22 protein-coding genes are annotated in these 23,595 nt (G+C 32.2%); 11 read left to right on the top strand and 11 right to left on the bottom strand.

Going from position 1 to position 23,595, the window contains the following annotated elements; genetic code table 11:
- Positions 1–46: 46 nt before the first annotated feature.
- From MST30_RS13870 to MST30_RS13820, 11 genes are all read right to left on the bottom strand, one after another.
- On the bottom strand, positions 47–1,177 hold the full coding sequence (locus MST30_RS13870; RefSeq protein WP_243472003.1) for an O-antigen ligase family protein: 1,131 nt from the start codon (positions 1,175–1,177) through the stop codon (positions 47–49).
- Positions 1,178–1,225: 48 nt separating this feature from the next.
- On the bottom strand, positions 1,226–2,659 hold the full coding sequence (locus tag MST30_RS13865) for an MBOAT family O-acyltransferase (RefSeq protein WP_243472002.1): 1,434 nt from the start codon (positions 2,657–2,659) through the stop codon (positions 1,226–1,228).
- 8 nt (positions 2,660–2,667) lie between these two features.
- Positions 2,668–3,642 carry a hypothetical protein gene (locus MST30_RS13860; RefSeq protein ID WP_243472001.1) on the bottom strand — a complete coding sequence of 325 codons (975 nt, stop codon included), beginning with the start codon at positions 3,640–3,642 and terminating at the stop codon, positions 2,668–2,670.
- Positions 3,643–4,746: a glycosyltransferase family 4 protein gene (locus MST30_RS13855; RefSeq protein ID WP_243472000.1), complete on the bottom strand. Its 1,104-nt coding sequence runs from the start codon at positions 4,744–4,746 to the stop codon at positions 3,643–3,645.
- 57 nt (positions 4,747–4,803) lie between these two features.
- Positions 4,804–6,183 (bottom strand): nucleotide sugar dehydrogenase, encoded by a 1,380-nt coding sequence (locus MST30_RS13850; protein ID WP_243471999.1) that lies wholly within the window; start codon positions 6,181–6,183, stop codon positions 4,804–4,806.
- A gap of 160 nt (positions 6,184–6,343) precedes the next feature.
- Entirely contained in the window at positions 6,344–7,366 is a 1,023-nt protein-coding gene (locus tag MST30_RS13845; protein WP_243471998.1) for an NAD-dependent epimerase, read from the bottom strand.
- 81 nt (positions 7,367–7,447) lie between these two features.
- The gene (locus MST30_RS13840) at positions 7,448–7,825 is read right to left on the bottom strand and encodes a hypothetical protein (RefSeq protein ID WP_243471997.1); all 378 of its coding nucleotides are present in this window, start codon (positions 7,823–7,825) and stop codon (positions 7,448–7,450) included.
- 12 nt (positions 7,826–7,837) lie between these two features.
- Entirely contained in the window at positions 7,838–9,037 is a 1,200-nt protein-coding gene (locus MST30_RS13835; protein WP_243471996.1) for an alanine dehydrogenase, read from the bottom strand.
- A 108-nt stretch (positions 9,038–9,145) separates the two neighbouring features.
- Entirely contained in the window at positions 9,146–9,700 is a 555-nt protein-coding gene (locus tag MST30_RS13830) for a hypothetical protein (protein WP_243471995.1), read from the bottom strand.
- A 242-nt stretch (positions 9,701–9,942) separates the two neighbouring features.
- A complete protein-coding gene (tsaE, locus tag MST30_RS13825) occupies positions 9,943–10,407 on the bottom strand; it encodes a tRNA (adenosine(37)-N6)-threonylcarbamoyltransferase complex ATPase subunit type 1 TsaE (RefSeq protein WP_243471994.1) in 465 nt (154 codons plus the stop codon).
- 98 nt (positions 10,408–10,505) lie between these two features.
- Positions 10,506–12,059, bottom strand: coding sequence for a T9SS response regulator signal transducer PorX (locus MST30_RS13820; protein ID WP_243471993.1), 1,554 nt, complete (start codon positions 12,057–12,059; stop codon positions 10,506–10,508).
- A 33-nt stretch (positions 12,060–12,092) separates the two neighbouring features.
- On the opposite strand from MST30_RS13820, the gene MST30_RS13815 reads away from it, so the two are divergent.
- The 11 genes from MST30_RS13815 (at position 12,093) to MST30_RS13765 (ending at position 23,528) form a co-directional block, all read left to right on the top strand.
- Complete coding sequence (locus MST30_RS13815; protein ID WP_243473883.1) at positions 12,093–13,322, top strand: HD domain-containing protein; 1,230 nt, start codon at positions 12,093–12,095, stop codon at positions 13,320–13,322.
- A 51-nt stretch (positions 13,323–13,373) separates the two neighbouring features.
- Positions 13,374–14,402, top strand: coding sequence for a UDP-3-O-(3-hydroxymyristoyl)glucosamine N-acyltransferase (lpxD, locus tag MST30_RS13810; RefSeq protein WP_243471992.1), 1,029 nt, complete (start codon positions 13,374–13,376; stop codon positions 14,400–14,402).
- Positions 14,389–15,795, top strand: coding sequence for a bifunctional UDP-3-O-[3-hydroxymyristoyl] N-acetylglucosamine deacetylase/3-hydroxyacyl-ACP dehydratase (locus tag MST30_RS13805; protein ID WP_243471991.1), 1,407 nt, complete (start codon positions 14,389–14,391; stop codon positions 15,793–15,795). Before lpxD ends, MST30_RS13805 begins: the two co-directional genes overlap by 14 nt.
- A gap of 91 nt (positions 15,796–15,886) precedes the next feature.
- Positions 15,887–16,672 (top strand): acyl-ACP--UDP-N-acetylglucosamine O-acyltransferase, encoded by a 786-nt coding sequence (gene lpxA / locus MST30_RS13800; RefSeq protein ID WP_138434034.1) that lies wholly within the window; start codon positions 15,887–15,889, stop codon positions 16,670–16,672.
- A 20-nt stretch (positions 16,673–16,692) separates the two neighbouring features.
- Positions 16,693–17,259 (top strand): elongation factor P, encoded by a 567-nt coding sequence (gene efp, locus MST30_RS13795; RefSeq protein ID WP_243471990.1) that lies wholly within the window; start codon positions 16,693–16,695, stop codon positions 17,257–17,259.
- A 49-nt stretch (positions 17,260–17,308) separates the two neighbouring features.
- Positions 17,309–18,244, top strand: a complete 936-nt coding sequence (locus MST30_RS13790) for a UDP-3-O-(3-hydroxymyristoyl)glucosamine N-acyltransferase (protein WP_243471989.1) — start codon at positions 17,309–17,311, stop codon at positions 18,242–18,244.
- Between the two features lie 97 nt (positions 18,245–18,341).
- Positions 18,342–19,214 (top strand): succinate--CoA ligase subunit alpha, encoded by an 873-nt coding sequence (gene sucD / locus MST30_RS13785; RefSeq protein ID WP_243471988.1) that lies wholly within the window; start codon positions 18,342–18,344, stop codon positions 19,212–19,214.
- Positions 19,215–19,341: 127 nt separating this feature from the next.
- Complete coding sequence (gene fabG / locus MST30_RS13780) at positions 19,342–20,088, top strand: 3-oxoacyl-[acyl-carrier-protein] reductase (RefSeq protein WP_243471987.1); 747 nt, start codon at positions 19,342–19,344, stop codon at positions 20,086–20,088.
- Positions 20,089–20,127: 39 nt separating this feature from the next.
- Positions 20,128–20,664: a hypothetical protein gene (locus MST30_RS13775; protein ID WP_243471986.1), complete on the top strand. Its 537-nt coding sequence runs from the start codon at positions 20,128–20,130 to the stop codon at positions 20,662–20,664.
- Positions 20,665–20,668: 4 nt separating this feature from the next.
- Entirely contained in the window at positions 20,669–22,702 is a 2,034-nt protein-coding gene (locus MST30_RS13770) for a VWA domain-containing protein (protein ID WP_243471985.1), read from the top strand.
- Between the two features lie 10 nt (positions 22,703–22,712).
- Positions 22,713–23,528 carry a prohibitin family protein gene (locus MST30_RS13765; RefSeq protein ID WP_243471984.1) on the top strand — a complete coding sequence of 272 codons (816 nt, stop codon included), beginning with the start codon at positions 22,713–22,715 and terminating at the stop codon, positions 23,526–23,528.
- Positions 23,529–23,595: the final 67 nt, after the last annotated feature.

Below are 23,595 nucleotides of genomic sequence, written 5' to 3'. Positions count from 1 at the left end.
AATGAGCATCATAAAAAATAGGCAGGTTGTAGAACCTGCCTATTTTTTATGATGTAACCAAAATATTTTCACCTTCCTCAATTTCATCTAACTCGTCTTCATTTTTTGCTTCTTCAATTTGATATTGAATCCACATTGCAGCAAATGATACATAATAAAATGTAAAGAAATTATGATTAGCCATTAAGAAAAGTGATAGTGCAATAATTTGCATTATTAAGTTAGGCTTTTTATTAAAATAGACTATACTCATAACAATGAGGTATCCTATATATAGAACAAACAAGATAAAAGGCAATATGCCAGCTTCACCAATTACGGTAAGAAATGAATTGTGAACTCCTTTACCATGACCTTCTTTGCCAGAAAAAGATCCATAACCGTTTCCAATAAAAGGAGAGTCTAGAATTTTATCATAGAATTTAGCCCATGTATCAGCCCTTGAATCTTCATTAAGTTCTTCTGTTGAAACATTTTCATTGTTGACTATACTTTTTAATTGATCAAACCTAGGATTATTAAGTCCTACAACTTCATCGATAAAGAAAAGAGTTCCTATAATCAAAAAACCAAGACCAAAAACCCTGATATTTTTCACACTGATTTTAAGGGAAATTACATTTATCAACAACCATATAACAATAAAAGTCCTAGAGAATGTCAACAAACCAGCTAGTGTAAAAATAAATTGTCCTATTAACTTTACACTTACATTTTTAAGCCCATATGTCGTTGCATAGCCCGTAATACATATAAATCCTGCTTCATTTGGTTTTATATAAAAACCACTGTATCTACCATAATCACTAGTAAATAGAATTGCCTCTAAAATTATTGTGGCAGAGCCGATCAATAGAAAAAAATTATATTCTGAGACACTAATATTCTTTACCATTTCATAAGCACAAATAAGATATATAAAGTACTTAATGGTGTCATAAATAAAACCAGATGTTAAGCCAATAAATTGAAATCCACCAATCATAAAGAACAAAATGGAAATAATTATAAGCCACCAGTTAGGACGTGTCTTTTTTCCAAAGAAATAATATAAAGTAAGAGATAGTATAGTTAGGTAACTCATCAAACTACCAACACCTCCTCCAAAAGCAGATAGAGCTACAGATGGTATGTTTAGCAATATTAAACCAAAACATATGTACTTTAATATTCTCATTTAATCAGTGTTAGTAATTTTGGTTAGTTAAAAATATGGATTTCTAACTTAAAATTGAAAGTAAATAAACTCTTGTTGTTCACCAGTGTAGACAAACATTAGGACAATCAATAACATATAAAAACTCCATCTTAGAGGTTTATTTAAAAAATCAATTTTTTCAATAGCATATTCACCGGCTCTACCTAGCCATTCAATAGTTATAAATAAGCATACCAGTCCTAAAACTGTAATGGGGATAATATCAGGTTTGCTAAAAAGAGATTCAGAAAATATGTCTTTTATGTAGATAAAGGCATTGGTTACGTTGTCAGCTCTAAAAAACACCCATGCAATAAGCGTTATGAAAAAGGTTAACAACATTTGAAATAATTCTTTTACGGTTGGGAGATACTTTCCTTCGGCTACTAAATTGGTGTTCACTCTATTCTTTTTTAACAGAAGCAGAGGCAAAAAGTATATAGCATTTAAAGCTCCCCAAACCACGAATGTCCAGTTGGCACCGTGCCAAAATCCGCTTACAATAAAAATTATAAAGGTATTTCGAATTTTCATCTTTGTACCACCTCTACTACCACCTAAAGGAATATATAAGTAATCTCTAAACCACGTGGACAATGATATATGCCATCTTCTCCAAAATTCAGCAATATCTCTTGAAAAATAAGGAAAAGCGAAATTCCGTTTTAGATTAAACCCAAATAAGCGTGAGATGCCAATGGCAATATCAGAATAACCAGAGAAATCACCATAAATCTGAAACGCAAAGAAAAAGGCTCCTAGTAAGAGTGTGCTTCCGGAATACTCTTGCTGGTTGTTAAAGATCATGTTGGCATAAGTAGCACAATTATCAGCAATGACAACTTTTTTAAATAAACCCCATAGTGCTTGACGCAAGCCATCTACGGCATTCTCATATACAAATTCTCTTCTTTTATGGAATTGAGGCAATAGGTTGGTAGCTCTCTCAATGGGTCCAGCGACTAATTGAGGAAAAAAGCTAACAAAAGCCATAAAAGCCAAGAAGTCCTTAGTTGGCTCTAATTTCCTATTGTATACATCTATTGTATAACTCAAGGTTTGAAATGTATAGAAGCTAATACCAACAGGGAGGATAATGTTGAGTGTATTAATGCTTAATTGTCCTCCAAAAAATGTAAACGATTCAATTAGACTATCAACAAAGAAATTGTAGTACTTAAAGAATCCGAGAAAACCTAGATTCACGCAGATACTTATCCAAAGAAGTACTTTACGCTTAGACGGTTTATCTTCCGAATTAAGCTTTAGCCCAATAGTGTAATCAATCAAAGAACTAAAAAGGATTAAAAACAAGAATCGCCAGTCCCACCAACCATAAAAGACATAGCTAGAAATAGCAATCAATAAATTTTGCTGTTTAATACGCTTATTACCAATAAGCCAATACATAGCAAAAACTATTGGTAAAAAAATGAAAAACTCTAAGGAATTAAAAAGCATATTGGTTTTTAATTAAGTTGATGGGTTTTTATAATATCAACAACTTGTTGACTAATTTTTACTGCTCCCTTTCCGTTTGCATGATGGAAATCAGAAAAGTCTTTGTCTTTGAAATTGAATATGTTTGATTTGTAACTGTTTAAATCATAATACCCTACATCTTTATATTGACTGAAATAATTTTGATAAAAACTATTTTCATCAGTATTAGAATTTAGCATTAGTCTAGAAGGAGGGTAAGGGGTTCTTATGACTATTAGCTGAATTCCTCTTTCTTTTGTTAGTTCATATATTTTATCAAAAGAATTTTTGAAACGGTTCTTATTAAACACTTTGTTTCTGAAGTTTGGTATAGGTTCAAAATTATTAATATCATTTTGTTTAACTACAGTAGTGTCATTGTAAAATCCTTTGTACCAACCTTTCATCGGATTTTTACTTTTCTTTTTTGAAAAAAGAGATATTATGTCTTGTTTTATATAGTTATTAAACTTCATCATTGGTACAATATAATTTACTATTCCTTTACTGCCATAACCATCAACTACTAAGTCGTATTTGTGTTTAGTAGATTTAAAAAAAGAGGAATTTGAATATACTTGGTAATAATTAATAAAACTATCACAAGATCCAAAATATGTTTCTAAAACTATATATTTAGGATTTTGATAATCTAAGATTTCCTTGAGTGTATAATATGTTTCTGTAATATCCTGCGAAGAAGTTCCCATATTAAACGACTTGAGATTTAAGCCTGAATCAATAATCTTAGGGTTTAAAGATGTGTATGCTCTACTAGAACCAAGAATAATTACATCATATGTATTAGCATTATTATGAATACCATTCCATTTTAAATAGTTTTTATGAGTTTTATTTTTGATAGCTTCATGTGCAGGCAATTCATATTTTATAACTATTAATAAGTTAATAATTACAAAGAATAAAAACCCATATAAAATATGTTTTAGAAATTTTTTCATTTAAGACAAATGCTTCAATATTAAATTTCTCCAACTCGATGTTACATGTGTATCTAAAAACTTTTCGGTTGTTTTCTGTGATTCTTTAGAAAATGATATTCTCAATTCTTCACTTTCAACTAGCTTTTGTAAGTAATCAACAAATATGACCTGATCGTTAACTGGCGCTAAAAATCCATTCTCTCCGTTTGTAATTAATTCTGAGGGTCCGTAATTACAATCTGTAGATAAGGAAGGTAAACCAAAGTGCATAGCCTCTAACAATACATTTGGAAATCCTTCGGCTTTGGATGCAAAAGCAAAAATTGATGCCTTATTATAATAATCATGTACGTTTCTGATCTTAGGTAGTGTTTTCACTTTATCAGAAATATTCAATTCTTCAATTAATGCTTTCAGTTTAGATTCATTCGGACCTTCACCAATTAACAATAATTTCCAATTATTCAGTTGAAGCTCATGAAATGCTGAAATTATTCTTTCTTGTCTTTTGTCATTATTAAAGGTGCCTACAGATAAAATAATTTTTTCTCTATTTGTACTATAGTCTTCTCTAAGCTTAGAAAGTTCTGTAGAAATAGGATTAGGTAAAACCACCATCTCCTTTGCCTTAATCATACGTTCGTATACCTGTTTTACCTTTTCGGTCTGTACGATTAAACAATTAGCTTTGGGGTAAATGTATTTTCTAAGTATTACCCAAAACTTTGGTATATCATTCTTTAAAGGGTCATTCCGCTCACTTATAAGACAAGGTATTCCATTGAACTTTGCTGCTAATACGGCCTTTATATTGGCTTGTGTAATAAACCCTATAAGTAGATCGATTTTCTCTTCTTTAGTAATTTTACTTACACGTTTAAGAATTGAATAATTTAGTTTTAATGAACCCAAAAAAGATTTTGGATTCTTTAATTCTTTAAAACAAGACACTACATTAACTGAGTCGTTTAATGCATAGAATGGATCAGACTCTATAAAAGTAATTATTGTAACTTTAAAATCTTTTACTAAACTATTACTTAAATTAGTTATTACACGTTCTGCACCACCAGGACTTAGAGCACCAATAACAAAAGCTATATGTTTTTTTTTGGTATTCAAATTTTATAATTTTCAAGTTAATGGTAAGTTATCTTATTGCGTAGACAACCCAAAACTTTACTTTCCTATAGAAGAGTATTCGAATCCTATCTCAATCATTTCATCTTTGTTAAGTATGTTTCTACCGTCAAAAATGAAAGCTGGTTTTTTCATAAGGCCAAAAATCTTTTTCCAATCATAAGTTTTAAACTCATCCCATTCGGTCATAATAGCAATGGCGTGTGCATCTTTTACAGCATCATAAGGATCGTCAAAAGCTTCAACTAAATCTTTATTCTCTTGTTCAGTACGTGTTTGTAAGTAATCTAAATCACCGTAAACTTTTTTGCTTGGTACTTTTGGATCATATACTGCGATATTGGCTTGTTCACTTAACAAATGGTCAGCTACATAGATAGCTGCCGATTCTCTTGTGTCATTTGTATCCTTTTTAAATGCCCAACCAAGTATAGCAATTTTCTTACCAGATACAGTATTATATAATGTGCTTATTAAGTTATCTGAGAATCTTCGTTTTTGATGATCGTTAAGTATAATGACTTGTTCCCAGTAATCAGCAACTTCATTTAGTCCGTAGCTTCTAGCAATGTACACTAAATTTAATATATCTTTTTGAAAGCATGATCCACCAAAACCAATCGAAGCATTTAAGAATTTAGAACCTATTCTAGAATCCATACCAATAGCTCTAGCTACTTCGCTAACATCAGCTTCAGTTCTCTCACAAAGTTCAGAAATGGCATTAATAGAAGAGATACGTTGTGCTAAGAAAGCATTAGCAGTTAATTTAGATAACTCAGAAGACCATACATTAGTTCTTAAAATTTGATCTTGAGGTACCCAACTACCATAGATATTAGCTAAAGCCTCTATAGCTTCTTCAGATTCACCACCAATTAAAACTCTATCTGGATTTAATAAATCTTGAATAGCAGTACCTTCTGCTAAGAATTCAGGATTTGATAAAATATCAAACTTCACATCACTTCCAGTATTATGAAGAATACTTTTAATTGCTTGAGCAGTTCTTACAGGTAATGTAGATTTCTCAACTACAATTTTATCAGTTTTAGCTACGTCAGCAATATTTCTAGCACAAAGCTCTACGTATTTTAGGTCTGCAGCCATGCCTTTTCCTTTACCGTAAGTTTTGGTTGGTGTGTTAACTGAAATAAAAATCATTTCAGATTCATCAATGGCTTTATCTATTTCTGTTGAAAAAAATAGGTTCTTTCCTCTGGTTTCAGCTACTATTTCAGCTAATCCAGGTTCATATATTGGTAATTTTGAAACATCTTTATCATTCCAAGCAGCAATTCGTTCTTCATTAATGTCTACGATGGTAACTTGAATGTTTGGATTCATTTTAGCGATTACAGCCATTGTAGGTCCACCTACGTATCCAGCTCCAATACAGCAAATTTTTGAAATTTTCATTTTAAATCTATGTGTTTGACTTGGGTTAATTTATTTAGCGTAACAAAAGTGTGGGAATTATTTAATTATCTACAAATTAATATATCAACGACTAGTTTTTACGATAAACTTCATTTAATTCTTACAGAAGTAGCTATTATATCGTTGTACAGCATTAAAATTATTTGTTATAATATGATTTATACCAAGTTACAAAAGACTTAACTCCTTCTTTTATAGAGGTGTTAGGTCTATAGTCATAGTCTTTTATAAGTTGATCTACATCTGCCCAGGTTTTTTCTACATCACCAGGTTGAATAGGCATCATATTTTTATCTGCTTCTTTGTCTAAATTAAATTCTATTTCTTTAATGAAGTCTAAAAGCTTTACAGAGTTATTGTTTCCTATGTTATAAACCTTATATAAAGAATTTGAATCTAAGCGCTCTTGTGTTGGTTTTTCACATATGCGAACAACACCTTCTACAATATCATCAATATAAGTGAAATCACGCTCCATTTTTCCATGGTTAAAAACCTTAATAGGTCTATCATTCACAATAGCATCTGTAAATAGGAACATTGCCATATCTGGTCTTCCCCATGGGCCGTAAACAGTGAAAAATCTTAATCCTGTAGTTGGAATATTGAATAAATGGCTGTATGTGTGTGCCATTAATTCATTACTCTTTTTAGTAGCGGCATATAAGCTAATCGGATGATCTACATTATCATCTGTAGAAAACGGTATCTTTTCGTTTAACCCATAAACACTAGAGCTACTTGCATAAACTAAATGTTTAATATCGTTGTGTCTACAACACTCAAGAATATTTAAAAAACCAACTAAGTTAGAATCTATATAAGTTTCTGGGTTTTCAAGACTGTATCTAACACCAGCTTGTGCGGCAAGGTTACAAACAACATCAAATTTTTCTTGTTCAAAAAGCTTTGGTAATGCTTCTCGGTCTTCAAGATTCATTCTTACAAAAGAAAATTTATCATTAGTACTTTTGCATAAGCTATTGAAGTTTTCGGCGTCACTTCTGTTAATTCCTAATTCTTCTAATCTAGAATACTTCAGGTTAAAATCGTAGTAATCATTAATATTGTCTAGACCTACAACGACATGACCTTTTTCTAGTAGTACTTTAGATGTGAAAAAGCCAATGAATCCCGCAGCTCCGGTTACAAGTATTTTCATTTTTTAGGTAGATTTAAGTTTAGAATCCAAAGATTATAATTAAATTTTAAGAATAGATATTTATACTATGAAACTGTAATTTTATTCGTTAAGGTAACTCATAACTAATATTTTAGCTATGGAGTCACAATTTTCAATACTTAGTAGAATGTCTTTATCTTTATATATATTGTCAATATGGTAAATCTTACAAGAGTCTAACTCTGTGTTACTTTTTGAAAAATCTACATTTCCATATTTAATAAGGTTAACAACCGTTGAGGAATCTATAGAATGATTAGTAACAAAACTTGAAACCTCATTAGAGTAGGTAATGGGTTTAGAGCTAATGTTTTTTACAGTTCTGGCATTAGGACCATAATCGCATGAAGCCTCTTTACCATTCAAAAAGAACATTAATATAATAAGTCCTATAGCAAAGCCACCTAAATAATAGGCTAAGCGTTGTGTAAATTTCATATTGAAAAAGAATTAAAAAATTAACAGATTGGCATCGTTATAATCTAAACCAAACCATTCTGCTACAGATTTGTTGGTTAGGATACCGTGGTAAAAATACAACCCATTTTTTAATCCTCTATCAAAACGTAGTGCATTTTCTAGCCCACCATATTCGCCAATTTCTAGCAAGTAAGGTGTGAAAATATTACTTATTGATACAGAGGCGGTTCTTGAATATCTTGCGGGAATATTTGGAACACAATAGTGTATGACTCCATTATATTCAAAAGTAGGATGATCGTGGGTGGTAACTTCACTAGTTTCAAAACAACCTCCCATATCTATACTAACATCTATAACAACAGAGCCAGGTTTCATGTGTTCTATCATAGTTTCTGTAACTACAATTGGCGCACGGTTATTACCTCTTACTGCTCCTATAGCAACATCACATCGCTTTAAGGCTTTTAGTAAATTTTTAGGTTGCATAGTAGACGTATAAACAGATCTTCCAAGGTTATTTTGAATACAACGTAGTTTAGTTATAGAACTATCAAATATTTTAATATTAGCACCAAGACCTATGGCAGAACGCGCTGCAAATTCACCAACAGTACCAGCTCCAAGAATGACAACTTCAGTAGGTGGTACACCGTTAATATTTCCCATCATTAGACCGTTACCTCCATTAACATTAGATAGTAACTCTGATGCAATTAAAATTGATGCTGTCCCAGCAATTTCACTAAGCGATCGTACGGCAGGGTAAGCTCCGTCTTCATCCTTAATATATTCAAAAGCCAAAGCTGTGATGCGTTTTTTGGCCAAAGCTTCAAAATAGTTCTTTTTTTGCGTTTTTATTTGTAGCGCTGAAATAAGGATAGTTTGTGGATTAATAAGTGAGATCTCATCCAAAGAAGGTGGCTCAACTTTTAAAACCATAGGGCAGGAGTAGACCTTTGCTGTATCTTTAGTAACTTCTGCACCAGCTTCACTATAATCTTTGTCTTTAAAATTAGCACCTTCACCAGCTCCAGATTCAAACAAAACTCTGTGGCCATTTGCTGTTAGTGCAGAAACCGCATCTGGTGTTAAACAAACACGACTTTCTTGAAAATGGGTCTCTTTAGGGATGCCTATATAAAGTTCACCTTTTTGCTTAAAAACTTCTAAAGTCTCTTCTTGAGGTAATAATTGGGCCTTTGTAAACGGTGATAAAGATTTACTCATTTAAGTTAGTAATTGACTTAGTTGTTGCAAGATAATAAAACACGGTCTTGCATTACTAAATTATCTAACTTTTAAGTTACAAATTATATTTTATACGTAAAATGTTGATTAAAAATACTGTTTAACTTTACCCCAGAATGTTTTCGGTTTAATCATAAACTCTTCTTCAAGTTCCTCCATGGTTTTATCATGGTCATTAATTTTATTGAACATTCTTGCTCTTATTAAATAAATGGAAGGAAAGATTATTGCCATTATAGGTAATAACCAAATTATATCAAACTCATCTGTATATCTTGCGTCAAAATTTAAGGCACTAATAAGTTGAAATGAGAACATGACTATTGGCACCAATAAAGCATGATACCACCAATGACGACATGTAAAAAACCAAATTAATGAAAGAAATAGAGGAATAAATTTCATTGCTAATACCCAGAAAGCCACATTAGCACTTTCATACTCAATACTTTCATAAGTACCAAAAATAGTATCCCATCTTTTTACATCTGGAACATACTCATATAGGTAAAACAAAAAGGGAGTAGCAGCTACAAGTGATGCAACTATACTCCCTAAAATAATCTTTTTGTTGTAAGATTTTTTATCCGTGAGTCGGAACTTTAAGTTTTCTTTTGTCAACTTTTGTTGTTGTTTGTCCATCTAAGTCGATAATGTTAGTTGCTTGAGCAGTAAACAACATTCCTCCAAAGATAGCAATTGCTAGTACTAGTTTTCTAGATTTCATAATTCAAGGGATTTAATTAATTAATTTAGTACAAATTTACAGTGCTTATTAAGCTGCTGAAAATCAACTAATGTTAAAATCCGATAAATTATGAGGTTTTAATTACGGTTTTTCCGTAACTCCATAACTCTTCAGTAGAATGTTAAATGAAATTTGGTTAGAATTTCGGTTCTGTCATAGCGTTATTTTCGGTTAAAAGTTTCTTGTTTATAGTTAATTTGAGGGATCTTGTATTGTCGTCTATCTTAGTAATAGCAATAGTTTGGGTATTTTCGGGTAGTAATTCTTCTATACGGTCTGGCCATTCTATAAACAACCAATGATTACTGAATAAATAGTCTTCTACTCCAAAATTATAGGCTTCTTCAATAGTTTCTATTCTATAGAAATCAAAATGATAAACTTTGTCGTTTGGCAATATATACTCATTAACAATAGAAAATGTTGGGCTCGTTGCAACATCTTCACTATGCATAGCTTTTAATAAAGCATTAATGAATGTTGTTTTGCCAGCTCCCATTTTTCCGTTAAACAAAATTACTTTAGATTCTAAATGTTTAAGAACTTTTAGAACTACAGTGTTAATTTCATTTAAATGGTATGTTAACTCAATATTATGCACGTTTACCTATTACTAATTAGGGTACAATGTTAGTAATAAAATTTTGAAAAACCTAGAAAAAAGTGCATTTCATCGGATTTTTCATGCTTTTAACGGATTTATTTAGGGTCTAAAACCACAAATGGGATGATCATTTCTTCTAGCGAAACTCCTCCATGTTGATACGTATTCCTGTAATAGCTTACATAATGGTTGAAGTTGTTAGGATAGGCCAAAAATAAATCTCCTTTTGCAAAAATAAACGAACTACTCATCGTTAAAGCCGGTAAATGTACAGATTTAGGGTCTTTAACAGCCATCACATCCTTATCTTGGTATGTGAGACTACGACCTGTTTTGTACCTTAAGTTTAAGCTTGTGTCTCTATCTCCAATAACTTTAGAAGGAGCCTTTACATTGATGGTTCCGTGATCTGTGGTTAAAATTAATTTAAAACCCAACTGTTGTGATAATTGAATCATTTCTAACAAAGGCGAATTTTTAAACCAGCTCTGCGTTAACGAGCGATAGGCTTTGTCATTAGAAGCCAATTCTTTTACAACTTCCATTTCGGTTTTAGAGTGGGAGAGCATATCGACAAAGTTGTATACAATAACACTTAAATCATTGTTTTTTAAACTTCTAAAATTTTCAACTAGTTTTTTACCCGATTTTAAATTAGTGATTTTGTGGTATTCGTATTTAATATGGTTAAGCCCAAGACGCTTTAATTGTTCTCTCAAAAAATCATCTTCATGTAGATTTTTACCACCTTCGTCAATATCGTTTTTCCAGTACTGAGGAAATAACTTTTCCATATCAGCAGGCATTAAACCAGAAAAAATAGCATTTCTGGCATATTGGGTTGCTGTTGGGAGAATACTGTAAAATGGTAATTCTGATGTTTTTTTATAGTAGTTATTCACAACAGGTTCAAAAGCTTTCCATTGGTCGTATCGTAGGTTGTCTATCACAACCATGATTGTTGGTTGCTTATCACTTAATTCAGGCACAACTTTTTCCTTAAATAATGTGTGAGACATTATAGGAGCATCGGAATTGGGTTGAAACCAGTCTTCGTAATTCTTTTCTATAAATTTCCCAAACTGCAAATTGGCTTCAGTCTTTTGAGATTCTAAAATATCTGTCATTCCAACATCTTCAATATCTTCGAGTTGAAGCTCCCAATAAATCAGTTTTTGGTATAGTTCTGCCCATTCTTCATAAGAATTAACCATAGACAAATCCATAGCAATTTTTCTAAACTCTTGCTGGTAATTAGAGGTTGTTTTTTCTGACACTAAGCGAGAGTGGTCTAAATTCTTTTTTAAACTCAGTAAAATTTGATTTGGATTAACAGGCTTTATAAGGTAATCGGCTATTTTACTACCAATAGCTTCTTCCATAATATATTCTTCTTCACTTTTTGTAATCATCACAACAGGAAGATTAGGACGACGCTCTTTTATTTCGTTTAGCGTTTCTAGACCCGTAAGTCCAGGCATGTTTTCGTCTAAAAAAACTATATCAAAATTAGTGTCATTAATAATCTCTAGGGCTTCTGTACCACTTTGGCAAGTTGTTACCTTATATTGTTTTTGTTCTAAAAAGAGAATATGAGGCTTTAATAAATCAATTTCATCGTCTACCCAGAGAATATTTATGTTGTTCATGTATATTTGTTTTCTAATTAATGAATGTTCAGTTTGAAGTCTAATAATAAACTTAAAATATTTAACGATCCAATTTACGGATTTATTACGATTCCTAATTCGTTAATTTTCGACCTTATTCAGCATAAATATTTTCAGAGATTACGTCGTATTACACAAATGGGACTGTCTTATTTGGTGTATCCAGGTGCACATCATACGCGTTTTCATCATGCATTGGGAAGTATGCATTTAATGCAAAAAGCTATCAATGTGCTTCGTTTTAAGGGAGTTGCGATTTCTGAAGAGGAAGAAAACGGACTATTAATCGCCATTTTATTGCACGATATAGGTCATGGTCCATTTTCGCATGCCATGGAGCATAGTATTGTAAACGACATTTCTCACGAAGAAATTTCGCTTCAATTTATGGAAAAACTCAATGAAGAGTTTAACGGAAGTTTAACGTTAGCTATATCAATTTTCAAAAGTGAATATCCTCGCAAGTTTATGTGCCAGCTTATATCTAGTCAACTAGATATGGATAGAGCAGATTACCTAAAACGCGATAGCTTTTATACAGGTGTTGCAGAAGGAAACATTAATAGCGAACGTTTAATTACTATGCTTAATGTAGTTGAAGATGAGTTGGTTGTAGAAGAAAAAGGAATTTATAGCGTAGAAAAATTTTTGGTAGCCAGACGTTTTATGTACTGGCAAGTGTATTTACACAAAACGGGTTTAGTTGCTGAGCAATTATTGACTCGGATTTTAAAAAGAGCAAAAGAACTAGTACAAAATGGTGAAGTATTAAATTGTAGTGAACCTTTAAATTTCTTTTTAACTTCTGAAGTTAATCGTCATAGTTTTGATACAGAAACTTTAACCGTTTTTGCAAAGCTAGATGATTACGATATTGTTTCTGCTATGAAATCTTGGAGAAATCATGAGGATTTTGTTTTAAAGAATTTATGCGAAATGATTCTTGATAGGGATTTGTTAAAGATTAAAATGAAAAATAAACCTATCAAGATTTCAGATTTGGAAATGTACAACTCAGCATTAATGGATAAGTATAATATTTCAAAAGAAGAGGCAGATTACTTTGTGTTTAGTGGCGAAATAACAAACTTGGCATATCAGAGTAAAAAGCAGCACATTAATATCCAATTAAAGTCTGGTAAAATAAAAGATATCGTAAAAGCTTCTGATCAACTTAACCTAAAAGCACTAAGCAAACCCGTTACCAAATATTATATGTGTTACCCTAAAAAGAAAATGTGATACATTTTTTCTATTTTTGCGGAAACCAACTATTATTTTAAATTCAATTCATTGAAATTTACAGCTGAACAAATCGCAGGTATTTTAGAAGGTACAGTCGTTGGCGATCCAAATATTGAGGTTTCTAAACTCGCTAAGATAGAAGAGGGCACAAAAGGATCTTTAACCTTTTTGGCTAATCCTAAATACAAATCTTATATATATACCACAAAATCTTCAATAACAATCGTTAATTCAGATTTTGAACCAGAAGAAACAATAAGTACTACATTAATTAAAGTAGAAGATGCTTATGGAGCTTTTACAAAACTGTTAGAATATTATAACCAAATAAAACTGAATAAATCAGGAATAGAGCAACCTAGTTTTGTTTCAGATTCGGCAAAAATTGGTGATGATATTTATATAGGAGCCTTTACATATATAGGTGACAATGTAAAATTGGGTAATAACGTAAAGATATTTCCTAATTCATATATAGGAGATAATGTTACAGTAGGTGATAATACTATCGTTTTTTCTGGTGGAAAAATTTATTCAGATTGTATAATTGGTAATAATTGCGTTATTAATTCTGGTGCTATAATAGGTGCAGATGGATTTGGGTTTGCGCCAAACGAAAAAGGAGAATATTCTAAAGTGCCACAAATTGGGAATGTAATTCTTGAAGATTTTGTTGATGTTGGAGCTGGTACTACAATAGATAGAGCCACATTAGGTTCAACGGTTATTAGAAGAGGAGTAAAACTTGATAATCAAATACAGATTGCTCACAATGTAGAAATTGGTAAGAATACGGTTATTGCAGCACAAACAGGTATTGCTGGTTCCACAAAAATTGGAGAAAATTGCCAAATAGGTGGTCAAGTTGGTATTGTAGGGCATATTTCTATAGGAAATAATGTTAAAATCCAAGCACAGTCTGGTATTGGTAGACACGTAAAGGATAATGAAGTTTTACAAGGTTCTCCAGCATTAACTTATGGAGATTATAATAAGTCTTATGTATACTTTAAAAATTTACCTAAGATCGTAAAAAGTATAAATGAAATTGAAAAGAAAGTAGATGGCAATAATTAAAACTGAAATTAAGCAAAGGACCATTGAAAAAGAAGTTAAACTTCAAGGAGTTGGACTTCATACAGGAGCAGAAGTAACATTAGTTTTTAAACCTGGAGCTGAAAATTCTGGTTATTTATTTGAGCGTATAGACCTTGAGGGACATCCAAAAATTGAGGCAGATGCAAACTATGTAACCAATACACAGAGAGGCACATGTTTAGAGAAAAATGGTGTAACCATTCAAACTTGTGAGCATGTATTAGCAGCATTGGTAGGTTTAGATATTGATAATGCAGTAATAGAATTAAATGCATCAGAACCACCAATAATGGATGGCTCTTCAAAGTTTTTCGTAGAAGCTTTAGAAAAAGCAGGTATAGTAGAGCAAGAGGCTTTTAGAGAAGAATATGTAGTAAAAGACGTCGTTTCTTATGCAGATGAATCTACAGGTAGCGAAATAATCCTAATGCCATCAGAAACCTATAAGGTGACTACAATGGTAGATTTTGGTACAAAAGTTTTAGGTACCCAAAATGCTACTATGAATTCTGTATCTGAGTTTAAAGATGAAATCTCAGATTCTAGAACCTTCAGTTTTTTACACGAAATTGAAATGTTGCTTGAGCATGGTTTAATTAAAGGAGGAGATTTAAATAATGCTATAGTTTATGTTGATAAAGAATTATCTGAAGAAACTATGGATAAGCTTCGTAAGGCCTTTAATAAAGATAATATTGCAGTAAAACCTAATGGTATTTTAGACAACCTAACCTTACATCATCCTAATGAAGCAGCACGTCACAAATTGTTAGATGTTGTTGGAGATTTGGCTTTAATAGGTACAAGAATTAGAGGTAAGGTAATTGCTAACAAACCAGGGCATTTTGTAAACACACAGTTTGCTAAAAAAATGTCTAAGATTATAAAAAACGAAAGGCGTAATAACGTACCTCAAATAGATTTGAACTCAACACCTTTAATGGATGTCAATCAAATCATGAACATGTTACCGCACAGGCAACCTTTCTTATTGTTAGATAAGGTTTATGAGCTAACTGAAAATCATGTTATCGGCATGAAAAACGTTACCATGAATGAGGAGTTTTTCAGAGGACATTTTCCAGGTGCACCAGTAATGCCAGGAGTACTTATTGTTGAAGCTATGGCGCAAACAGGAGGTATTCTTGTGTTAAGCACAGTACCAGATCCTGAAAACTATCTAACGTTTTTTATGAAAATGGACAATGTTAAGTTTAAACAAAAAGTAGTGCCTGGTGATACGTTAATATTTAAATGCGAACTTATAACGCCTATAAGACGAGGCATTTGCCATATGCAAGGTTATGCCTATGCCAATGGTAAACTATGTGCAGAAGCTGAGTTAATGGCGCAAATATCAAAAGTTAAATAATGAACCGAGCGAATATAAATTTTCAAATCGTTCATAATATGTTGATAGGCGAACACATTTTCACCTATTTATCTAAAATAAAATTCCGAAAATGAATCAACCTTTAGCATACGTACATCCTGGAGCAAAAATTGCAAAGAACGTAGTAATAGAGCCTTTTACAACAATTCATAACAATGTGAAAATTGGGGAAGGTACTTGGATTGGTAGCAATGTTACTATTATGGAAGGTGCAAGAATTGGTAAAAACTGTAATATTTTTCCAGGTGCTGTAATTTCCGCAATTCCTCAAGATTTAAAATATAATGATGAGGATACTACTGTAGAAATAGGTGACAATGTAACTATAAGAGAATGTGTCACTATTAATCGCGGTACGTCTGACAAAATGAAAACCGTAATTGGCAACAATTGCCTAATAATGGCTTACAGTCATATTGCACACGATTGTATCGTTGGTAATTACTGTATTTTTTCTAACAATACAACATTGGCTGGTCATGTTACCATTGGAGATAATGTAGTACTAGCAGGTATGGTAGCTGTACATCAATTTGCGTCTGTTGGTAATCATGCATTTGTAACAGGTGGTTCTTTGGTTCGTAAAGATGTGCCGCCTTATGTTAAGGCAGCACGTGAACCTTTATCTTATGTTGGAATTAATTCTGTAGGATTAAGAAGACGAGGATTTACAACCGAAAAAATTAGAGAAATTCAAGATATCTATAGAATTCTCTACCAGAAAAATTATAATAATACACAAGCTTCAGAAATTATTGAAGCCGAAATGGAAGCTACACCAGAACGTGACGAAATTCTTCAATTTATAAAGAATTCGCATCGCGGAATTATGAAAGGCTACTTTAAATCAAATTAATAAAGAAATAAAAGAAAATAATGGCAAGTACATCAGATATTCGTAACGGATTATGCATTAGATATAACCACGATATTTATAAAATCATTGAATTTTTACATGTAAAACCAGGAAAAGGTCCTGCGTTTGTAAGAACAAAACTTAAGAGTGTTACCACAGGAAAAGTAATTGATAATACTTTTTCTGCTGGTCATAAAATAGATGACGTTAGAGTAGAAACTCATAAGTTTCAATATTTATATAATGATGGTGAATACTATCATTTTATGAATGAAGCAGATTACTCTCAAATTCAACTAACCGAAGGAGCTTTAGATAGACCAGATTTATTGAAAGAGGGGGAGATAGTTACCATTCAAATTAACACTGAGGACAACATGCCGTTGTCGGTAGATATGCCAGCAACAGTTATTTTAGAAGTAACACATACTGAACCTGGAGTTAAAGGTAATACAGCTACTAATGCAACTAAGCCTGCTACAGTTGAAACTGGTGCAGAAGTTAATGTCCCTTTATTTATTAATGAAGGTGATAAAATTAAAGTAGAAACCGAAAAAGGTACGTACAAAGAACGCGTTAAGGAATAATTACCATTCCTGCGAAGGCAGGAATCTCACATTCAAAAAAACATAGATTTTGAAATTTCCAAAGCCTCACACTTTAAAAGAGATAGCCCATTTAATCGGCACGGATTATGTTGGTGCAGACGATTTTCCTGTTTTAGGAATGAATGAAATTCATGTTGTAGAACCTGGAGATATCGTTTTTGTAGATCATCCAAAATACTATGATAAAGCGCTTCAATCTGATGCAACAATCGTCTTAATCAATAAAGAAGTGGAATGTCCTGAAGGTAAAGCACTATTGATTTCAGATGATCCTTTTAGAGATTTTAATAAATTAACGCTTCACTTTAAGCCTTTTAAATCATCTAATGTTTCTATTGCTGAAGATGCTAAAATAGGTGAGGGTACAATTATACAACCCAATTGCTTTATTGGTAATAATGTATCTATCGGAAAAAACTGCGTGATTCATTCTAATGTAAGTATATATGATGATGCAGTTATTGGTGATAATGTCATCATTCATGCTAACACAGTTTTAGGCGGAAGCGCATTTTATTACAAAAAAAGACCTGAAGGCTTTGATCAGTTAATTTCTGGTGGTAGAGTTGTTGTAGAAAACAATGTAGATATAGGTGCTGGTTGTACTATAGATAAAGGTGTAACAGGTGATACCACGATAAAAGAAGGAACGAAAATTGATAACCAAGTTCAAATAGGTCATGATACTGTGATTGGCAAAAAATGCTTAATTGCTTCTCATGTAGGTATTGCTGGTTGTACAGTAGTAGAAGACGAAGTTACAATTTGGGGACAAGTCGGTATTACTAGTGGAGTAACTATTGGTACCAAGGCTGTCATTTCTGCAAAAGCTGGTGTAAGTAAATCTTTAGAAGGTCATAAAAGTTATTTCGGAATTCCTGCAGATGATTTTAGGTCTAAATACAAAGAGATTGCGTCGATTAAAAAAATACCTGAAATTCTTCAAAAATTAAAAGATTTATAATTCCCAACAGAAAAAATAAAAAGGGCTCGTAAATACGTTTCAAAAGACTTATTTTTGTGCAACTAAATTTATAAAAACTTAAAAATAACAATATCAAATGAGCGTTTTAGTAAATAAAGATTCTAACATCATTGTTCAAGGTTTTACAGGTAGTGAAGGTACATTTCATGCTGGTCAGATGATCGAGTATGGTACAAATGTCGTTGGAGGTGTAACTCCAGGAAAGGGTGGGCAAGAGCACTTAGGAAAGCCAGTTTTTAATACAGTGGCTGAAGCTGTTGAAAAAGCAGGAGCAGATACAACTATTATTTTTGTACCACCAGCATTTGCTGCTGATGCAATAATGGAAGCTGCTGATGCAGGAATCAAAGTTATTATTACAATTACAGAAGGTATTCCTGTTGCTGATATGGTTAAAGCTGCAGATTATATTAAAGATAAAGACTGTAGATTGGTTGGTCCTAACTGTCCAGGTGTAATCACACCAGGTGAAGCTAAAGTTGGTATTATGCCAGGATTTGTATTTAAATCTGGTAAAGTTGGTATCGTTTCAAAATCTGGTACTTTAACTTACGAAGCTGCAGACCAAGTTGTAAAACAAGGATTAGGTATTACAACTGCAATTGGTATTGGTGGTGATCCAATTATTGGAACCACTACAAAAGAAGCAGTTGAACTTTTAATTAATGATCCAGAAACAGAGGCTGTTGTTATGATCGGTGAAATTGGTGGACAATTAGAGGCTGATGCTGCTAACTGGTATAAAGCTAGTGGAAGCAAAAAACCTATCGTAGGATTTATTGCTGGTGAAACTGCACCTGCAGGACGTACAATGGGTCATGCTGGAGCTATCGTAGGTGGTAGTGATGATACTGCGCAAGCAAAAAAGAAAATTATGAGAGCATGCGGAATTCACGTAGTGGATTCTCCTGCTGAAATAGGGAAGAAAGTAGCTGAAGTTTTAGGCTAATAACTTTCTCACAAACTGTTAAAAACCTTACAAAATCTTGTAAGGTTTTTTTATTTGGTGCAATTTGTAATTATTATATTTGAAAGACATCTAAGAAAGTAAACATAACTAATCAACAATATTAAAAATGAAATTATTAGAAGGTAAAACAGCTATAGTTACTGGTGCTAGTAGAGGAATAGGCAAAGGTATCGCTGAAATTTTCGCTGATCATGGTGCTAATGTGGCATTTACGTATAGCTCTTCTGTGGAAGCTGCAAATGAATTGGAAAAGGAGCTTAATAGTAAAGGAATAAAGGCTAAAGGTTACCAAAGTAATGCAGCAAGTTTTGAAGAAGCTCAAAAATTGGCAGATGACGTTGTTGCAGAGTTTGGTTCAATAGACATTTTGGTAAATAATGCAGGTATTACTAAGGATAACTTATTAATGCGAATGGGAGAAGAGGACTTTGATAAAGTTATTGAAGTTAACTTAAAATCTGTATTCAACATGACTAAGGCTGTTCAGCGTACTATGCTAAAACAACGTAAAGGATCAATCATTAATATGAGTTCTGTTGTTGGCGTAAAAGGTAATGCTGGGCAAACTAATTATGCGGCTTCTAAAGCTGGTATTATAGGTTTTTCTAAGTCTGTTGCATTAGAGTTAGGGTCTCGTAATATTAGAAGTAACGTAATTGCACCAGGTTTCATTGAAACTGAAATGACCGCGAAGTTAGATGAAGAGACTGTAAAAGGTTGGAGAGCTGCTATTCCTTTAAAGCGTGGAGGAACTCCTGAAGACATTGCTAATGCATGTGTTTTTCTTGCTAGTGATATGAGTGCCTATGTAACAGGGCAAACATTAAACGTTGATGGAGGTATGCTTACCTAAATATAAAACATTAAACTATTAACCATTAAGATATATACTATGAAATTATTAATGACATCCATCTTTTTGTTTGTATTTGCTTCAACAATAACAGCTCAAGATTGGGAAAAATATAAATCTGAAGAGCTTGCTTTTGTAACTGAATTTCCTGGAACTCCAGAAGAATCTGTTCAGCAGATTAAAACTGTTGTAGGGGAGTTAGATATGCACATAGTTGCGTACTCTACCTCAAACACTAACGACAATGCTTTTTATGGTGTTATTAGAAGTGATTATCCAAAGGAGCAATTCTCAGACATGTCAGAAGAAAAAATAAAATCCATACTAGATGGTGCTGTTAATGGTGCAGTGAGTAATGTTAACGGGACATTAGAGTCTGACGAAAACGTTACTCTCAATGGTTATCCTGGAAGAAAAATTAAGATCAAAGCCACTGGCATGGAAATGTTTATGAATGCTTATTTAGTTGATAACGTAATGTATATAGCTCAAGTAATAGGCATGGAAGGCAGTGTAAATACTGAAAATTTGAATAAATTTTTAGATGCATTCGACATTATTAATGTGAAACAGTAAAACGTTGACAGAAAGTAGCGTAATTTATATTATTCTAGCATTTATAACAGCGCTTTTATTAGCGCTGTTTCAATATGTATACAAGTCAAAGCTTAATAATAGGCTTAAAACAATACTTACGGTTTTAAGAACAGTTGCTGTATTTGGTATACTTCTATTGTTAATTAATCCAAAATTTGAAACAGAGACGTATCATGATGAAAAGCCATCACTTATTGTTGCTGTAGATAATTCTGAGTCTATTACATATTTACAACAAGACAAAAATGCAACTAGCATTTTAAAATCAATTACCGACAATCCTGAAATTGAGAAACGATTTAACATTGAAACGTATAGCTTCGGAAAAGCCTTAAAACCAATTGATTCTTTAAACTTTTCAGAGCAGCAATCCAACATTTCTAATGCGTTAAAACAAATAGGTGAGGTGTACTCAAATCAAGTTGCTCCAATTATATTGTTAAGTGATGGAAATCAAACTTATGGTGCAGATTATAGCTTTGTTTCAAATTCAGTAAAACAACCTATTTACCCAGTGATTTTGGGTGATTCTACAATATATTCAGATTTAAGCATCAAACAACTTAACGTTAATCGTTATGTATTTTTAAAAAATAGATTTCCTGTTGAAATTATAGCAAATTATAACGGTACCGAATCTATAACTACTGAACTAAAAATTTGGTCTGGTAATTCGGTAGTTTTCAGAAAACCAATTCAGTTTAATGCTACTAAAACATCAGAGGTTATTACTACAACTTTAGGAGCTAACTCCGTTGGTGTAAAAACCTATAAAGTAGAGTTAACACCATTAGATCTAGAAAAAAATACGGTAAACAATTCTAAAAATTTTGGTGTAGAAGTTATAGATCAAAAAACGAATATAGCCTTAGTTTCAGATATTATTCATCCAGATTTAGGTGCCTTAAAAAAGTCTATAGAAAGCAATGAACAGCGAAGTGTTTCAATTCTGAAACCTAATGAATATTTAAATAATAGTAATGATTATCAATTGGTTATTTTATATCAACCAAACAATAACTTTAATACAGTTTTAAATGAAGTTTCAGATCAAAAACTAAACAGTTTTATAATTACTGGCAATACAACAAACTTTAGTTTATTAAACAATTTACAATCTGCTTTCAAACAGACGGTAACCAATCAATCAGAAGATTTTCAACCACAATTAAATAGAAATTACAACACCTTTATCATAGATAATCTAAGTTTTGAAGATTATCCTCCGTTACAATCAGAATTTGGAACTATTGAGTTTTCTGTGCCAAACGCTATTATTTTATCAAAATCGGTAAACGGTATAGATACCAATCAACCAATGCTGTCTACTTATGAAGTTGGTAATACAAAACATGCATTATTGTCTGGAGAAGGTATTTGGCGATGGAGAGCACAATCGTACTTAGAGTCTGAAAGCTTCAATAATTTTGATAATTTTATAGGGAAATTAGTACAATATCTAAGCTCTAATAAAAAGCGTAGTCGACTCAATTTAGATTATAAATCGTTTTATAATGGCAATGATGATGTAATTATCTCTGCACAGTATTTCAACAAAAACTACGAGTTCGATAATTCTGCTGCGTTAACTATAACTCTTAAGAACAAAGAAGATGACAGTATTAGAGAAGTTCCTCTTTTGTTAAATAATGGGAATTATAGTGTAGATTTAAGTGGGATTGCTTCTGGATCTTATAATTTCACTATTAAGCATAATACAGAGTCTGTTGCAGCTACGGGTAGTTTTGAAATTCTTGAATATAATGTTGAACAACAATTTTTAAATGCTGATATAGAAAAACTTCAATCGTTAGCTAAAAATAGCAGTGGAAATGCTGTTTTTAATACCGAGATAGATGAGTTAATTTCTGATTTGTTGACAGATTCTAGATATGCTACCATTCAAAAAAGCACTAAAAATATTGTACCTTTGATAGACTGGAAATATCTACTTGGTCTAATAGCTTTGAGCTTATTTGTTGAGTGGTTTATCAGAAAATATAACGGTTTAATTTAAAAGTACTAAAATGGAAAAATTACCAAAAATCGGTTTGCCGATCATGATAGGAGTTGTGTTACTAATAATAATTGTAGCTAAATCTGCTGTAACGATAGGTTCTGGAGAAGCAGGTGTTTTATATAAAACTTTTGGCGGAGGTGTAGTTACTGACGAGCCTCCTTTAGGTGAAGGATTTCATATAGTGGCACCATGGAACAAAGTATACGTTTACGAAGTGCGTAGACAAGAAATTTTTGAAAAAATGAAGGTTTTATCATCTAATGGATTAGATATTCAATTAGACGCTTCTGCTTGGTATAAACCAGATGTTAAGAATTTAGGAAAGTTGCACCAAGAGATAGGTGATAACTATTTACAACGTATTATCTTGCCAACTATAAGATCAGCTGCACGTAGTGTCGTGGGTCGTTATACGCCAGAACAATTATATTCTAGTAAAAGAGATGCTATTCAACGTGAAATCTTTGAAGAGACCAAAAAAATTGTTGATGATCAATACATTGTTTTAGATGAAATTTTAGTGCGTGATGTGACATTACCACCAACAATTAAGGATGCTATTGAGCGTAAATTAAAGCAGGAGCAAGAATCTTTAGAATACGAATTTAGACTGGTTACTGCTGAGAAGGAAGCAGAACGTCAAATTATTGAAGCAGAAGGTAAAGCTGAAGCTAATAAAATTTTAAGCGCATCGTTAACTGATAAAATTCTACAGGATAAAGGTATTGAAGCAACAAATAAATTAGCAGAATCACCTAATAGTAAGGTAGTTATTATTGGTTCTGGTGAAAGTGGAATGCCTATAATTTTAGGAAATCAATAATTTAATTTTTTCTTAAAAATTGAAATTGATTTGGATTTGTAAATTTTAATTTACAATCTTTGTAAAG

Origin of the sequence: Winogradskyella sp. MH6, from assembly GCF_022810765.1 — a bacterium.
Classification (GTDB): domain Bacteria; phylum Bacteroidota; class Bacteroidia; order Flavobacteriales; family Flavobacteriaceae; genus Winogradskyella.
The sequence above is the reverse complement of the archived record's forward strand: the minus strand, read 5'-3'. Positions and strand labels throughout refer to the sequence as shown.